This is a genomic window from Acanthopleuribacter pedis, from assembly GCF_017377855.1.
In the GTDB taxonomy this organism is placed as follows: domain Bacteria; phylum Acidobacteriota; class Holophagae; order Acanthopleuribacterales; family Acanthopleuribacteraceae; genus Acanthopleuribacter; species Acanthopleuribacter pedis.
Genome location: NZ_JAFREP010000004.1, coordinates 195,241 through 211,744, shown reverse-complemented (window position 1 = coordinate 211,744; position 16,504 = coordinate 195,241). Strand labels below are relative to the sequence as shown.

The 16,504-nt window shown below is 56.4% G+C and carries 10 protein-coding genes; 6 read left to right on the top strand and 4 right to left on the bottom strand.

Annotation, left to right across the window (positions count from 1 at the left end; genetic code table 11):
* The first annotated feature begins 161 nt into the window (after positions 1-161).
* The 3 genes from J3U88_RS05725 (at position 162) to J3U88_RS05715 (ending at position 4,224) form a co-directional block, all read left to right on the top strand.
* On the top strand, positions 162-1,664 hold the full coding sequence (locus J3U88_RS05725) for a HEAT repeat domain-containing protein (RefSeq protein WP_207857469.1): 1,503 nt from the start codon (positions 162-164) through the stop codon (positions 1,662-1,664).
* Positions 1,665-1,949: 285 nt separating this feature from the next.
* Positions 1,950-3,383 carry a DUF4150 domain-containing protein gene (locus J3U88_RS05720; protein WP_207857468.1) on the top strand — a complete coding sequence of 478 codons (1,434 nt, stop codon included), beginning with the start codon at positions 1,950-1,952 and terminating at the stop codon, positions 3,381-3,383.
* A 76-nt stretch (positions 3,384-3,459) separates the two neighbouring features.
* On the top strand, positions 3,460-4,224 hold the full coding sequence (locus J3U88_RS05715; protein WP_207857467.1) for a hypothetical protein: 765 nt from the start codon (positions 3,460-3,462) through the stop codon (positions 4,222-4,224).
* Positions 4,225-4,301: 77 nt separating this feature from the next.
* Here J3U88_RS05715 and J3U88_RS05710 read toward each other — a convergent pair whose 3' ends face one another.
* The 4 genes from J3U88_RS05710 to J3U88_RS05695 all read right to left on the bottom strand — a co-directional run bounded on the left by J3U88_RS05710 (position 4,302) and on the right by J3U88_RS05695 (position 10,475).
* Positions 4,302-7,376, bottom strand: a complete 3,075-nt coding sequence (locus J3U88_RS05710) for an efflux RND transporter permease subunit (RefSeq protein ID WP_207857466.1) — start codon at positions 7,374-7,376, stop codon at positions 4,302-4,304.
* Positions 7,376-9,181, bottom strand: a complete 1,806-nt coding sequence (locus J3U88_RS05705; protein WP_207857465.1) for an efflux RND transporter periplasmic adaptor subunit — start codon at positions 9,179-9,181, stop codon at positions 7,376-7,378. The genes J3U88_RS05710 and J3U88_RS05705 overlap by 1 nt, the downstream gene beginning before the upstream one ends.
* Positions 9,182-9,271: 90 nt before the next feature.
* Positions 9,272-9,760, bottom strand: coding sequence for a hypothetical protein (locus tag J3U88_RS05700; RefSeq protein ID WP_207857464.1), 489 nt, complete (start codon positions 9,758-9,760; stop codon positions 9,272-9,274).
* A gap of 121 nt (positions 9,761-9,881) precedes the next feature.
* Complete coding sequence (locus J3U88_RS05695; RefSeq protein ID WP_207857463.1) at positions 9,882-10,475, bottom strand: hypothetical protein; 594 nt, start codon at positions 10,473-10,475, stop codon at positions 9,882-9,884.
* A gap of 969 nt (positions 10,476-11,444) precedes the next feature.
* Between J3U88_RS05695 and J3U88_RS05690 the strand changes: the two genes are divergently transcribed.
* The 3 genes from J3U88_RS05690 (at position 11,445) to J3U88_RS05680 (ending at position 16,243) form a co-directional block, all read left to right on the top strand.
* Entirely contained in the window at positions 11,445-13,640 is a 2,196-nt protein-coding gene (locus J3U88_RS05690) for a TonB-dependent receptor plug domain-containing protein (protein ID WP_207857462.1), read from the top strand.
* 486 nt (positions 13,641-14,126) lie between these two features.
* Positions 14,127-15,038: a serine/threonine protein kinase gene (locus tag J3U88_RS05685; protein ID WP_207857460.1), complete on the top strand. Its 912-nt coding sequence runs from the start codon at positions 14,127-14,129 to the stop codon at positions 15,036-15,038.
* Between the two features lie 11 nt (positions 15,039-15,049).
* On the top strand, positions 15,050-16,243 hold the full coding sequence (locus J3U88_RS05680) for a hypothetical protein (RefSeq protein WP_207857459.1): 1,194 nt from the start codon (positions 15,050-15,052) through the stop codon (positions 16,241-16,243).
* Positions 16,244-16,504: the final 261 nt, after the last annotated feature.

The window sequence follows — 16,504 nt, the reverse complement described above, 5'->3', positions numbered from 1 at the left end:
AGCCGGTTTCGGGTCCTTTATGACCCAAAGCACTGCATTTTGTACCAAGAATCACAATCCTAAAACAAGTGTTTTTTCGCGTGTCCAATTTCTCGTCTTTTTTTCGCTATGCCAAATACAGGCTCTTCTCGCGGGCCTTGTTTTTCAAGAATGAGGCTTTGATGATGACCCCTTTGCACGCGCACGCCGGCGCTGCTGATTTTTACGATGACTTGCTCAGCGATCACTTCGAGGAAATCGAGTGGTTGCTGGAACACCGCGACGCCCTTTTCCGCGACGGCGATTTGGATTGGCCCGAGGTGGACACTTTTGAAGAACGGCTTTGGCCCAAGTTAGAAGTGCTGCTGGGCCACGGTGAACGCGGCCTCGCCATAGCTGAAGAGGCGGCGGAAGGGGTGGTTGAAGACAGCGCCCGCGCGGGTGTCTTTATCCTGGCCCATCGCCGCGAGGGCTTGGCGATGCTGGCGGCCCACGCGGATCACGATGAACTGGAGGAGGACCAGGAGGCGGATTTCCTGATCGCCCATTGGTTCCGCGGTCTGGAGGTAGGCGACGCCGACGCGGTGGCCGCCCTGCTCGAACAAAAAGCGACCTCTCCCCATCCCTCGGTTCGCCGCCATTGCGCACGGCTGATTGGGTACCGCCGTTTACAAAACCGCGACCTGCTGCAACGCCTGCTCGCCGACAAGGTGGTGGGCGTTCAGGCGGAAGCCACGCTGGCCGCGGCCAAGATGGGCCTCACCGGGGTGCTGGAATTCGCGGAACGCGGTCAGCGCCACGCGTTTGATCGAGGCGACACCCATAGCGCCGACCTTTTCGCCCTCGCGCAATTCTTGCTCGGCGGCAAGGGACCCATCCACGCGGCGCGCACCCGTGTGAAGGCGGGCGAAACCTTGTCGCAACTGGAATGGGCGCTTATGGCGATGGCCGGTGATCCCGCTGATTTGCCGCTGCTCCAGCAACAGGGCCAACAAGGTGAAGACGCGAACCTCCACTATCTGCTCCTGGGCATCCACGGTGACGCGGCCGTGATTCCCAAATTGATCGCGGCCTTAGCCTCATCCGCGGCAACGGCTGAAGCCGCGGCCGACGCCCTGTACATCCTAACCGGCGCGCCGCTGTTCAACGAACGCTGGATCGCGGTACCGGACAACCACGTGGTCGCCCTCAACCGCGACCTCTTCCCACCGGATCCCACCGACCTGGCTTGGCAGGACGAGGATGAAGCGGAGGACGAAGAGGAAGAAGAACCAGAGGAAGACGAAGACGCGGATTCGCCTTGGGACGACGCGGAGGATGCCGAGATAGAGAGTTCGCTTGCCCGCGCGGACCACGACGACGCGGCTTTCGACGCGAACGATGGTTTCCACCGCCGCGGCATCGATACCGATGCAAGCCGCTGGCGGGTTTGGCTGGAACAAAATGGATCTTCTTTCCAGCCGGGACGCCGCTATCGCCGCGGCAAAGCCTACGGGATCGCGCCGCTGATCGATGAAATCGTCGATCCAACAAGTCCCTTCGATTCGCGACGCCGGGCCCTGTGGGAACTCGCCTTCTTGCAACAACCGTCGCCAGGCCTGCTTTTTGAGCCGGATTGGTGGATTCGCCAACAACAACCCTTCGTCACCTGGCTAAAACAATGGCTGGAACAGCAATTGCAGTAAAAAGCTTCGTCAAGGGATTCTCGCGGTACCGTCGCGGCGCATAAAGCCGAGGTACCTCCCTTCACCTCTCCCAACGGCATGCGCCGGTTATCTCAAAGGTTCGCGTCTGCCCACCGAGCCACCCCCAACCGATCGCGGTCCTCCCCAACTTACCGCATCGGTCCCTACACGACCCGCAAGGGTTATCAGTGTCTTGCGTCCGTTTCACATCTGCCGTGAAACAGGCAGGGACCTTTATCCCCTGAACCACGAAGTGGCAATCGGCCGCTTCTTATGGATGGAATTATGTCAAAAGGAAATGTTTACGCCAATTCACGATCTGTCGTCCACAAAGGCGACAGCCTCACCAACGTGAGCGCGGTCCCGGATGTGTGCAAAACACCGACGCCGGGCGGACCGATCCCTATTCCCTATATCAACGTGGCCTTTGATCGCAACTTAACCAAAGGCACCAAAAAGGTGCGCATCGCCGGCAATTCGATTGCCATCTCCAAATCGAAACTGTCGACCAGTACCGGCGATGAGCCGGGCACCTTGGGCGGCATTGTTTCGGGTAAGTTCAAAGGCAAAATGGCCTGGGGCACCTCGAGCATGAATGTGAAAGCCGAGGGCAAAGGGGTGGTGCGCTTCATGGACATCACCATGCACAACGGCAACACCTACAACACGGCCTGGACGCAGATGGGCAATCCGGCGGTGGTCACGGCGACCGCTTACGGCGACGACACTCCGTGTGACGTTTGTGGCAAAGATCCTTTGACACACCGTACGCACGAAACCGTGTCCGCGGCCGCGGATTGCAGCAAGCTTTTGAAAAAATTGGAGGAACAAGCCGAAGCAGTAGACAAAAGAATCAGTGACCTTTCTATAGAAGCAGCGGCCATCGGTAAGAAGATGGACGAGCTCAGTGAGGCCCATGACCAGGCGATTCAAACAGCACATGACAACCTCAAGGGGTTCGTGGGCAAAGACATCGCCGCGTTTTTTAAATCCGCCTCAAAGGAAGATAAAGCGGAATACCTACGAATCAACAAGATCAAAACCGACCTGCAAAAAAACAACCCTAACCAAGCCGAACTCGACAAGATGAAAAAAGATCAGAAAGCGAAGATGGCGGAAGCCAAAGAGCTAAACGAAAATGGAAAACGCGTGTACAAGGATTTTCCAAACGGGTTTATGGTGGGCGTGTTGGTGTGTAAATGTGAGGAGAAACCCAAGAAATGGGCATCGATGTCAGGTGCTTTTGTCACACCCGGTTTTAAAGAAGTTGCCGAAAAAGAAGGGTTTATCGTCGTCGGCCCCGAGGCTTTGGGGAGCAATGACGCTACGTATTCCGAGGCGACCAGCCCACGTCTGCAGATGGCGCAAAGCCAAGAAGAGAAAGACCAAATCCGCAAGGATATGAGCGCAAAGTACAAGGACATGGCCAAAGACCCGGCGCCCGCTTCACCGACCCGCGGCAACTGTGCCGCGCCGAAACTGATTCAAGCCTGTCTCAAAGCGGGACACGCGGTTGGTACGGTCAGTGAGAAATGGTTTGCTCCCTTCCAATCCGACAAGTACAAGGTGGAACAATCGCGTTTGGAACACCAGCCCAACGGTAGCTTGAAAAGTGAGGATCGCACTTTTAGCCACGGCGATACGGTACCCTCCTGTGATACCTGTAAACGCGAATTACCACCGATGTTGTGTGACAGCGACAAACACAAGTGCAAGTAGGTCTTACGCCAATCCCCGCGACGCCAAGGTTTCCAAGTCGCGTACAATGTTGAAGCAACCCATGAGGAGCATTACCATGTCGGTTCTCACCCAACCCATTCACGATTTTTTGGCTTACCTCGACCGAATCGCCCCCGGCTATCAGGACGAGCTGGCCGGCGACGCTTTGTATATTTTGCGTTTGAACCGCGTTCACGAAAATGCGGAGCTGCCACCACTCTACGAGAGTTTTTTGCGGGTCATGGGGACTTCGGTCGGCGCGTCGCTTTTTCACGATCTCAACCTCAACGCGGCCGACATCATCAACTGGTACCACGGCGTTTATCCGACCTTGTGGCCGGTTGGCGACAACTACCATCTTTTGGCATTTCCCAAGCAGGATGAAATGCATTGGTTTATGGCCCTGGATGAGCGCGTCGGCAAAGACGATGTGATGATTTTCCAAGCAGAGGGCACCCAACCGCTGGAAGACGCACGCAAACAGAATTTTTGCCATTACGGCTTTCGGGACCTGCTTTATTTCGAGGCTTTTACGAAGCTGCACATGAAGCGTTGGAACACACCGACCCAGGTGCTGCGCCAGATCCTACCAGCCGATGAAACCCGCGTTTTGCACGAACGCTTGGCGGCGACCTTCGCCAAAGCCGGCTTCCACGAGATGGGCGCGACCAGCGAATACCTCGACCTTTACGAACGCGACGATTGTTTGGTCGCCCTCCAGCGCGAGGTAACGCGACCCGGTCATCTGATTGTGCGTTTGGCGGGCGCCGAGGCAAAGGCGACCGAAGCCTTTATGCACAGCTTGGTCGACACCTACGATCTCACCATCGCGCAATGTTAAGTCCGTCCGCCACGCGGCGTGGCTAACTACCACGCGGGGCAGGCCGAAACCCCGTTAGGCGGTTCCGGCCTGTTTTTTTAGGTTGCCGCCGCGGTTTCCTCGCGGCGGTTGAATTCGGCGTAGAGCAGCGGCAACACGAACAAGGTCGCCACCGTCGCCGTGGTCATGCCGCCGATCACCACCAGCGCCAGCGGGCGTTGGATTTCGGCACCGACCCCGGTGTTCATCGCCATCGGCACAAAACCCAGGGCGGCCACCAAACCGGTCATCAGAACCGGCGCCATGCGCGTCCGCGCCGCCTCGCGAACGGCGGTGAGCAGCGGTTGCCCCTGTTTTTGGAGCTGGGTCACGCGCGACACCAACACCATGTCGCCCAACACCGACACACCGGATAAAGCGATAAAACCAATACCGGCCGATACCGAAAACGGGGTATCTGTCAGCCACAAGGCCGCGATGCCGCCCACCGCACCAAACGGAATGCCGGTGAAGATGCGCAGCACGTGGCCGATGCGCCCATAGGTCAGGTACAGCAGCGAAAACACCAGCAAGAAACTAAGCGGAACCACCATACTCAAACGTTGCATCGCCCGTTCCATGTTTTCGAATTGGCCGCCGATTTGGGTGGTGTAACCCACCGGCAGTTGGAGGTCCTGATCCAGGGCGGCCCGCAGCTCCTTCACAAAGGAACCGATATCGCGGTCGCGCACATTGGCCTGCACCATAATGCGTCGCTTGGCCCATTCGCGGTTTACCGTGGCGGGACCCTCCACGGTTTTGATGGTCACCAGGTTCGACAGGGGGATTTGTTTCCCCGACGCGGTGAGCACGGGAATGCGACCGACGGTCTCAACCGATTCGCGCGCCGCATCTTGCCATTTGAGTACCAGGTCGAAGGTGCGTTGCCCCTCGACGACACGCCCGACCCGGCGTGTGCCGAGGCTGTCGATGTAGGCCAGGATCTCTGCGACCGGGACACCGTGGCGACCGGCCGCGGCGCGGTCCACCTCCAACACCAGCATGGTCCAGCCGGTAAGCTGTTCCAGGGTAACGTCCGCGGCGCCGGGGATGGCTTCCATCCGTTCGCGAATGCGGTCACCCTCGCGGCGCAAAACCTCGAAATCGTCGCCGAACAGTTTGACCGCGATATCGGCACGGACGCCGGCCACCATTTCATTAACCCGCATTTCAATGGGTTGGGTAAAAATGCTGCGCATGCCCGGCAAACCGTACAACGCGCCTTCCATGGCCGCCATCAGCGCGTCCTGGGTTTCGCCTTTTCGCCATTGGTCACACGGGGTGAGCGTGATGAACACGTCCGACACTTCCAGACCCATGGGATCGGTGGTGATTTCGCCGGTCCCGGTGCGCGTCCAAATATGGGCAATTTCGTCGGGAAACGCCGCCAGCAGCAGTTTCTCGATGTGTGTGCCGTAACGCACCGATTCTTCGAGGGAAACACCGGCCATCCGCACGGTGTTGATCACAATCGCTTGTTCCCGCAAACGCGGCACAAACGCGGTGCCCAGTTGGGTGGCCAAAAAACCCGCGCCCACCACGATCAGCGCGGTGGTAATCAGAACGACGCGGCGCACCTTGAGAAACCGGCCCAGCAGCGCGGCGTAGCGGCGTTCCAACCACAATGCGAAACGCGGTCGGGTGTGGCCCGCGCCCCGTTGCAGGGCGTAACTCGCCAGTACCGGCATCAGCGTGACCGACACAATCATCGAACCGAGCAGTGCGAAGATCACGGTTAAGGCCATGGGCCGGAAAAGTTTCCCCTCCACGCCTTCCAGTGTGAGCACCGGTAGATAAACGATGGCGATGATGAGCTCGCCGAACAGGGTGGGTTTGCGAACTTCGACGGCCGCGTCGCGAACCACCTCCAGCACCGACCGTCGGCCGCGGTCTTCTTCCAGCCGACGCGCCGCGTTTTCGATCATAATCACCGAACTATCGACGACCAGACCGAAATCAATCGCACCCAGGCTCATCAAACTGCCGGCGATGCCCACCTGCAACATGGCGTTGAAGGCGAACAACATCGAAAGGGGAATGGCGAGGGCGACGATCAGGCCGGCGCGCAGGTTGCCGAGCATGGCGAACAGAATCGCCACCACCAGCAAGGCGCCCTCAAACAGGTTTTCGGCGACGGTGTCGAGCACCTGGTCGACCAAATCCGTGCGGCGGTAAACCGGTTCCAGGGTGACCGTATCCGGCAGCCCTTTTTGTACCTCGGCCAGGCGTTCTTTTAGGCGCAACGTGATCTCGCGGCTGTTTTCGCCCATGAGCATAAATCCAAGGCCGAGCACGACCTCGCCTTCGCCGTCGGCCGTGACCGCGCCGCGACGGATTTCGCTGCCCAATGCGATGTCGGCCACATCGCGCAGGTAAATCGGCGTGCCGTTAACCTGCGCCACGACCATGCCTTCCAAATCGGCCACGCTGCTTACCAAGCCGCGGCCTTGGATTAATTGGGCCGCGCCCGAAACGTTCAGAACCCCGCCGCCCGCGTTGCGGTTGGCGCGCTGGAGTAAGTCGGCGAGATCGTCGAGGGTCAGCCGGTATTTCGCCAGGCGCAGCGGATCCACCAAGACGTGGTATTGCTTCTCAAAACCACCCCAGGTATTGATTTCGGCCACGCCGGGAACCTGCACCATTTGGGGGCGCACCACCCAATGGTGCAAGGTGCGCAATTCCTGGGGCGACAAGGTTTCGGAGCGGATCAGGTATTGAAACACCTCGCCCAATCCGGTCGCCACCGGCCCCAGTGTAGGTCGATCAATGCCAGGTGGTATCTCGGCGGTGGCGATGCGTTCGCCGACCACCTGCCTCGCCAAATAAATGTCGATGCCGTCCTCGAAAATGACCGTTATTTGCGAATAGCCGAATTTCGAAATCGAGCGCACCTGCTGCAAACCTGGCAAACCGGCGATGGCCTGTTCCAGGGGGAAGGTGATTTGTCGTTCGATTTCCAGCGGCGCCAGCGCGGGCGCGGTGGTGTTGACCTGGACCTGGATCGGCGTGGTATCGGGGAAGGCGTCGAAGGGCAGGCGGCTGAGGCTGACCAGCCCGAAGGCGGCCACAATGAAGGTGATCAGCAGAACAATGGGGCGATGGGCCAAACAGGCCTCAATGAGCCGTGTCAGCATTAACCACCCCCACGTGTTTTACCCAGCGGTTCCACCTCGCAGCAGCCGGCGCCAATGCTCCCCGGCAACATTTCGGTCAGCAGCAGCACGGCACCGGTGGTCACCACCTGATCGCCGGCGCTGAGGCTGCCGCGTACCGGCACCCAATCGCCTTCGCCGAGGCGTTGCACCTCGCGCGGTTGGTACAAACCCTGTTCGCGGCGCACAAAAACCACGTCCCGTCCTTCAATAGTTTGTACGGCCTCGCGGGGCACCATCCAGGTTCCGCGCGTGTGCGGCAGGATGATGCGGGCGCGGCCGAATTGGTGGGCCCGTAGGCTGCCGTTGGGGTTTTCGATTTCGGCACGGACGGGAATGGTGCGGGTGACTGGATCCACCTCGGCGGCAATCCAGGTGATGCGGCCTTGGGCGCTTTGACCGTCGTCGCCCTGGAAATGAAGCAACGCGCCTGGTCGGATGCGGCGCCCATCGCGCTCGGCAAGCTCACACAGAACCCACAAGTGGCTGGTGTCCACGATTTTGGCGAGTGAATGCTCCAAATCCGCGTGGGAACCCAAGCCGGCCTCGCGACGCACCACGATGCCGGACAAGGGCGCACGCACGGTGAAATAGCCGGGCACGCCTTCGGCATCGGCACCAACCGCGTCCAGCGTGGTTTGGGCGGCGGCCAGCTCGGCGCGGGCAACGTCCAGCGCCATCTCCGCCTGTTCGACGTCCCAAGCCCCGACGATATGTCGCGCGGCCAGGGTTTGTTGGCGTTTCAGTTGCTGGGTTTTCACGCGGACTTTGGTTGTGGCCGCGCGCAGGGCCGCTTGGATTTCACCGATTTCGGGACTCACCAAATCAAACAAGGGATCGGTACCCTCAACCCGGTCACCCTGAGATATGTAGATGGCCTGCACCAAACCCGGTACCACCGCGCGCACCTCGGCCACGCGGTTGGCGTCGAATTCGATCCGTGCCGGTGCCTCAAGCACGGCGTCGTGGTCGCCGCGACGAATGGGGAGAAACCCAATGCCGGCCTCTTGTTCTTTTTCGGGATTGAGGAAACGCACGATGCGCTGCTCGATGGGTACCTGATCAATGCCGGGCGGCTTGCATTGCGGGCACACGGATTCGGGGAGTTCGTGTTCCGCGCACCAATCGCCGGCTTCTTTAAAGCCTGGGATCAACTCGGGGTTACACAGCGTGCACTTGGATTCGGGCACCATGTGGCCGGCACACCAGTCGTTGCCGGCAGGCACGGTTGGCGAGTCGGTATCCGACAGCGCGGGGGCGACGCTAGCACCCAACAGTGGGCCGCCGTTGCAATGGGGACAAACCGATTCCGGCAGGCGTTTCTCCGCGCACCAGTCGCCCATGGCTTGGAAGCCGGGCACCAATTTGGGATGGCAGATCGTGCAGCGCGATTCCGGCACCTCGTGGCCGGCGCACCAATCGTCGGCGGTAATCGGCGGCGGATCGGGCACGCCATGGCTGCACATCGGACAGATCGATTCGGGTAATTCGTGGCCGGCACACCAATCATTCACGGCCTGGAAACCGGGAATCAAAGCCGGGTTACAGAGGGTGCATTTGGATTCGGGAACCTCGTGTTCGGCACACCAATCGCCGGCCTCGGCCGCGGTTGATGCGGGTTCCGCTAACAGTGCCGCCGTTAAAAAAGCGGGACTTGTCATCATAAAACACAGAAGCAACAAACAACCCGAGGTGATGGGTCGGGTGGTTGCAAAGAGGGTTCGGCCAAACGACCGGACCTCGGTCGCCGCGCGCGGGGTTGGCGCGGCAGGGACCGTCAAAAACATAGGTACTCCCTTAATCGGAGAACGGTAGAAACCGTTCCCCCCAATCGGAAAAGCGCACGGAGCGGCGCCTTTCGGTTCAACCGTTATGGGTTAAATCAGCGGTTGGTTTGGGAGCCGTGGTGGTCGAAATAATTCAAAAACCGAACCCTCGGAAAACCCGAAATGGGGCTCGGGAATAAACGCGGCCAGGGGTGAAACCATGGGTGGCGAAGCGGTTTCCGCCAAGTCGGCAATCGCGACACCGGCGTGGCAGTGACAATCGGGACAGTCACCGGGACACGGCGGCGTCGGTTGGTCGGGTTCCAGGAGGGGTCGCGTATCCATGCTGGGCACGAGGTGATCGCCGATATGGGCGACAGCCGGTTCGGCGGCGCCGTCACAAGCAGCCTCGCGTTCCTCGCAGGCCGTTTGGCAGGGTTCGACCGCAAGGGGAACCAGGGGTTCGGGCGCATCGCAAGGACACGCGGCTTGACAGGGACGGACGGTCTGGAGCGCGACGGCATCGAGCCATTGGAAGCCGGCAAGCGTGCTCACCGCCGCCAGACAGATCGTTGTCCAAAAGAAAAAGTGTCGCCACATGTGTCCGTATGCCCTCGTTTAAGCACCTTTTTGAAAAAGCGCGAACACCATGATACACCAACCTGGCGGCCGCGGCGGCGGCATTTCTCACCAAGCGCGCACGGCCGACAAGAGGATAAGGCTAGTTGGCGACCTTGAGGGTTTGGGCCCAGGTTGCGGCGTGAATCTCGCCGAGGTACTTGGCAAAGTAGTGACCGGCGTTGCCGCGAATCACCGCGAGAATAATTTCGAGACCGTTTTCCATCAGGCCCAATTCAGCGAAACGCAGGAAACGGATGGCGTAGCGTTCGTAAAGGGCGAACAGGGCGTCGTTGACGGGATCGACCGGACCGGGTTGGTAGGCAAAATCGGCGGGAAACTCGTCGAGCGCGGGCAGGGGTTCTTCGGCGAGGTCGACCACCTTGTTGGGCAAGTCGAGGTCGACCAGGGAACGGGTCCAAGCTTCCAGATACGCTTTGTGCAACATGGCGGTGTACACCGAGGCCAGGCAATCTTCGGTGGATTGTTCGTGTCCGGCGACGCCTGCCAAAGCCGCATGCAGCGGTTCGGTGGGTCCTTGTAGCAAGGTAATCGCGGTGAGCAACGAGGAGCCGCCACCGGGAAAAGCAAAGCGCAGGACCACTTTTACGGTTTGAGAGAAGGTGACATCATCACTGGTTTCCGCGCTAAAGCGACGGTACCAGGCACTGTTGGAGATATGACGCAGTGAATCCAAAGTACAACCTCTTTTTCGCGTGGGATAGCGTGAGGGGACAGGCGTGTTTTAGAGAGATATCGGGCCGGCGATTTACAAACTTTAAGCCTTGTGTACTTTTCAGCACAAACGAACCAATTTCCGTTTTGCATGAGAAGAAACGAGCGCGCGTGGCACAACCATTGTAAGAACCTTACGACCAAGGGTGAATCAGGTGTACCCGAGGGCAAGCGAGGTGGCGGGTTAAGTGCAAACAATGCAGCGCATTGCAAAATATGCCCAAATGCAGCAACCCCAATTAAGTTTACCCTTAGTCGTTTTAATTACCGGTCAGGAACACCGGGATCACGTTGATTTTGCCATGGCCTCGATGTGTCCTTCCTCGTTGGCCGCATCGCTTTAGCTGACCCGTTGCATTTCAACCGTTTGGTTGATTTGTAAAAGACGTCTCGATTGCAAAAAAGGAGCGTACCTTTTCCTCTAAAAGGCTTCAAACTCGTGCGTTATCGCGTGCCACCCCACCCTTACCGGCGGATTTCTAATGAAGCCGTTAAGAAAATGCGAACTCACACCGATCAATAAGTTATCCATTGTTGATAACTTGTTGTTCAGCAATTTCGCTGACGCCGACTCGGCCTATTTCGTAGCCTTGTGTTCCCAACTTCGGTTTCACGGACACCACCCTCGGGATGGTTACGAAAAGTTTGGTCGATTTGATTTTGAGCCACGGGTTCTCGCCACGGGCTAAAGACACACCGCATTTCGACGCACCAGATTCCGTCGAAATGCGGTGATTCAGCCGGCGCCTGCCCATTTTTAGGAATGCGTTCCACAATCCGCCTCATTTTTTAGAACCCACCGATCCCGCGGCGCCCGGTTTAGCCCGCATTTTTCCCAAGGCTTCCCAGCAGAATTCCTTGTGAGCAATGCGGTTTAGGCGTTGGCTTTTCTCACCGCGCCGCGGCCTTGCCCTTGCCGGAGGTTCGACCCATGTCCTTTTTTCTGCTTACCTTACTGCTTCTTGAATCCGCGCTTGAAGCGGACAAGTTTCTCGATATGTCCTTGGAACAGTTGCTCGATATAGAAGTCACCCTCGCCAGCGGTGTCAAAGAAACCCTGCGCGAAGCACCCGCCGCCATGATTGTCATTACTGCCGAGGACATCCGCAAACGAGGGTATACCAGTCTCGATGAGATTTTCCCCGATCTCCCCGGTTTCGACACCATCATCTCCAACGGCACCGAATACATGACCGCCTACCAGCGCGGTTACCGTACACCCTTCATGCAACGAACCCTGCTCATGATCAACGGCAAGGTCGACAACAATTTATGGTCTCATTCAGCGCAAATTACCCGGCAATACCCGGTTGCCAATATCAAAGCGATTGAGGTGCTCTACGGCCCCGCCTCCGCGGTTTACGGACCCAATGCCTTCCTCGGGATCGTCAACGTGGTTACCTTTGACGGCCGCGACCGCGACGACTTCAACGCGGACATCCACTTTCAAATCGGCCAACACCAAACCACCTCGGTTGATGCGCTGGTCACCGGCAAGGTCGGTGAGATCGCTTACGCCTTGTCCGGCCGGGTTTATCAAAGTGACGAGGCGGATTTGTCCGGGCGCTTCGGTTTTAGCGATGCAAGCCTCCTGGCCAACCGAGAAACCTGGGGCCCGATTTTGGATTTCCAAGTCAACGGCGAACAACTGGGTGGCTACCACAACCCGACCGATGATTACGGGATGGAAGCGCGGGTTCATTACAAAAACATGGAGCTGGGTTACCGCGAATGGGAAAAGGTCGAGGCCTACGGTCCCTATTACGCCTTTGATCGCGCTCAGAACAATGCCAACTGGGGCGCCGATGTTTCCGAACTGTACCTGGACATCGGTCACGACCTAAACGACCGCATGAACACCAAGATTTCCCTGCGCCTGCGTGAAGACAGCATCTTTGGTGATTGGATCGAAGCGACGCCGGATTGGAACCCGGGCATGGAAAACTTCTCTTACGTCAGTTTCACCAACTGGCGCAGCGTCAACGACAGCTTTTTGTTCAAACAAAACCTCGATGCCGAAATCAACGATTCGGTACGGCTCAGCACGGGCATCAAGTACGAACGCAAAGACCTTACCCGCAACTACGACATTCCCGGTTACTGGGACGCGTACAGTTCAACCATCCCCAACACAACACCCGGTCCCCATGGCCAAGGCGCCGGTATCTTCCACAGCACCGACGAAACCTACATTCGCCCACAACATCCCAGTGGTCCGATGCCCGCCGACAACCGTTTCCAGATGGAAGATTACGGTGGTTTTCTTCAGGCCATCATCGACCGCAATGCATGGCGTTTCAACCTGGGGATTCGCTACGACGAGAACAGTGAATACGGTAGTTCGGTGAATCCACGCGTCTCGGTGGTGCGGGACAGCGATTTTGGGACCTGGAAATTCATGGCCGGAACCGCCTTTCAAGAGCCGGCCCCACTCCAATTGGGCGGCGGTTGGAACGGCCGCCAGGCCAATCCCGACTTAGAGCCGGAAGAGGTCACCAACTACGAAATTCAATACCTGCGCGCCGGCGCGGTCTGGAACCACGACTTTTCGATTTACTTCGCTCAATACGAAAGTGTCATTAAAGAAGAAGCCGAAAACGCGGGTGAACGCGATTCCTTCGGGATTGAGTACAAGGCGCGTTTTGCGCTCCCCCTTGAAATCAACAGCCAACCCATCGAGGGTTACTTCAACGCGACCTACGCCGACGTCACCTCCTCGTTAACCTACGACCACGAAACCGGCGCCTGGGAAACGGTAGAATCGGAATTGGGCGATATTGCCGACATCAAGGCCAACCTCGGATTTAACCTTCCTTTCAGCCGATATGGGTCCTTGTTTGTCCGCGCTAACTACGTCGGCGAACGCACTTTGTACAGCCGCAACCCGCTACGTGACCGCGTGCAGACAGCGTCCCATGTGGTCGTTAACACCAACCTCATCTTCTCCTACAAACAATTTGAGATCGCCCTCAAAGTAAAGAACCTCTTTGACAAGGACTATTTCCACCCCGGTGTCGAGGGTGCTTCATCCGGCGATAATTTCACGCAACGCAGCTTGGGATTCCCCAATTCCCTGTTGCCCCAAGACAGGCGTCGTTGGTTCGTCACCTTAACCACCCGTCTTTAAAAAAGGGTTCCGAAACCGCCCCGCTCCAGCTCGGTATTTGAAAAGTAACTGCCTCGGGTTGAACGTGTTGGGTCAATCAGCTCTAGGTAGTTTGGAAAAGGCCGAAGCGGCCGTGAACGTTTCGCGCTCCTAAAATCGCTTGGCCCATTTTGGCAGTTCCACGCACCTCCGACGCTGTCTGCTTGAAAGATCAGGTCGATGACAGGCCGTCCTTCGGGAGATGGAAGCTCCAACGCCCAACACCCTTTTTATGGGTTTCCGTAGATTTTCCGAGGCGCCGGTCAGAACATCTTCCCTATAGGCGCTAACCAACTTAAATTATTAAACTTATATCACAATAAAAAATTCGAAAAAATGTGTTCTTTTTTGCATGGCATGACAAGGGCTGTCTGACTAAAGTGCGATAATAGGTTCAAGGCAGCAGGGGGGGTCACTCGGATCGTCCCCCGCACGTTGCGAACCATTCCCCATCGCGGAGGCACCCCCATGAACGTTCCCGAGCTTTCGGTTGACGATGTCGCCTGTCTGTTCCCTTCCACCCAAAACATTCAGGACCCCATCAAAGGGGGCCAAAAAATCGTATTTCCTTGTCAGGTAAACAACCGTCCCACGGTGATTAAGTTTTTATCGGCCAGTATTGGTACCGTGTTTGATGATTTGGCATTTGAAGTGAACGTAAGTGAAGAGGTGATGGCGCGGACGCAACGGGAGGTGGATATTATTGCACGCTGCCGTTCACCGCATGTGATTAAGTTGGGTCAGATCCCCTTGGGTTCGGCCAAGCACGGGTCTCATGATTTGATTTATTTTTCTGAAGAATATATTGAAGGAACAAGCCTTAAAGATTATTTTCGTCAAGAGCAGAAGCTGTCACTTGAAGAAGTATGTCGTCTTGGTTTGGAGATCACGCGTGCGATTGCTGAGTTATGGCGTTTTGGCAAGATTCACCGTGATATTAAGCCAGGAAATATTATGAGAAGAGAGAATGGTCAGTTTGTGTTGTTGGATATGGGATTGGCGTTTGATGTGATGGTGGAATCGTTGACGATGACGGGTTTAATCAGCGGCACCGCGATGTATATGTCCCCGGAGCAGACCGAATCTTACCGTAAGCGGCAACTTGATTTTCGTTCAGATATGTTTTCACTGGGCATTGTGCTTTACGAAGCCCTTGCCGGTCGTCATCCGTTTTTTGATCCAAAACAGCGCTTGAGCCATTGTGACATATTGCAAGCGATTCTCTACGATGATCCCGAGCCACTGGAGATCCATCGGCGGGAGGCCCCGGATGAATTGATTGACATTGTTAATCGTTTGCTGGGTAAAGAACCCCATCTTCGCTTTCGCTCTTGCAACCAACTGATCCAACGCTTCGAGAATTTGCTCGAAAAGCTTTAGGAGGCCTTTATATGAAGATTTTTGCACAGCACGGCTATGGTCGTACTACCAAATTGGAACAGGGTTTGGCGCAGAATTGCATTCAGGGTGTTATTTTTTCGCCAAAAGATGAAAGCCCAACCGATTTAACGAATTTGGTCATTAACCTGCGTAAAGAGCATCCCGATGCGGAGCTGATGATCGATCCTCAATTTTATGTATCGACCACGGTTCCGGCCAAAGACGGGCACCTACCCACCTATCCGTATTACCGTTCGCCCCTCTCGCGAAAGGATTTGTTACCGGCGCGTAACCTGACCAAGTTTGCCCGACAAACCATGGATTTCCAGCGGATGTTGCCGGTGGACCACCTGTTATCGGCGACGGTTCCTTTTGATGATTTTACCGATCCCTGGTGTCAAACGGCACTGTCATTGGCACAAGAATCATTGGAGTATGGCTACAAGTTTCCGCAAAAACCTTTATTACTTTCATTCGTCATCGACGAATCGGCATTCCGCCATCAAAGTGCGATGAAAGAATTTTTGGACATGATCACCTTGTTCGATGTTGCGGGTTTTTATTTTATTATCAAGCGTCGTGATGCGTATTATTCCCAACAAATCGAAACCAATACCTTCGAGAACCTGTTGTATTTTACCCATACATTGGGTTCTTTGAATCGCTACAAAATCGTTTACGGTTATACTGATTTGCTGGGTTTGCCGCTTCAGGCCGCCGGTGCCAGTGCCACGGCTTGTGGTTGGTATCAATCGCAGCGTTTCTTTTATGCCGACAAATTCCGGCCCAGTACACGTGGCAGCCGTCCGCGTCCGCGTTACACGTCATTGCCGCTGATGAATTCGGTTCTTTTGGTACCGGAACTGTCGGCGATCGAGCATCAGGGAAAATTGCAACGCGCATTATCCGATACTGAGGTTGACGCCCATCTCGCCGAAGATTTTTCTAATTCCTCCGCGGAGTGGTCGCTGAGCACCAGTACCATGCATCACTGGTCCTGCATGAGCAAAGTGATTCAACGTATGAAACGCTTTGATGATGCAGGTGAGCGTCTTGACGTGGTTCAAACGATGATCAGTCGTGCGGGCGCGCTGTACGATCAATTGCTGGAAGAAGGTATTCAATTTGAGTACCGTTCCGGTAACAGCCATCTTGCTCAATGGAACATTGGCATTGAAAACTTCCGAACCCAGATGCGTCTTTAACCTAAGAAGCGATAACTCGCGCTTCTTAGGTTTAACCATCCTATCCGTATTATATAAACCATAACACTATAATCATATAATCATGCGGCAACCCGGAAAGGGTTGCCGCACTCCTGCTCATTCAAAACTCGGTTTATCATTGAGGAAAGCATAAAAAGAACCTATTAAAACCCAACTTTTTATGCTTCCCTGAGCTATAAACCCTGTCCCAACCACACCGCGATATTGCGTCAGCCCCTCTTTTTTTCGTCCAAGCCTAAA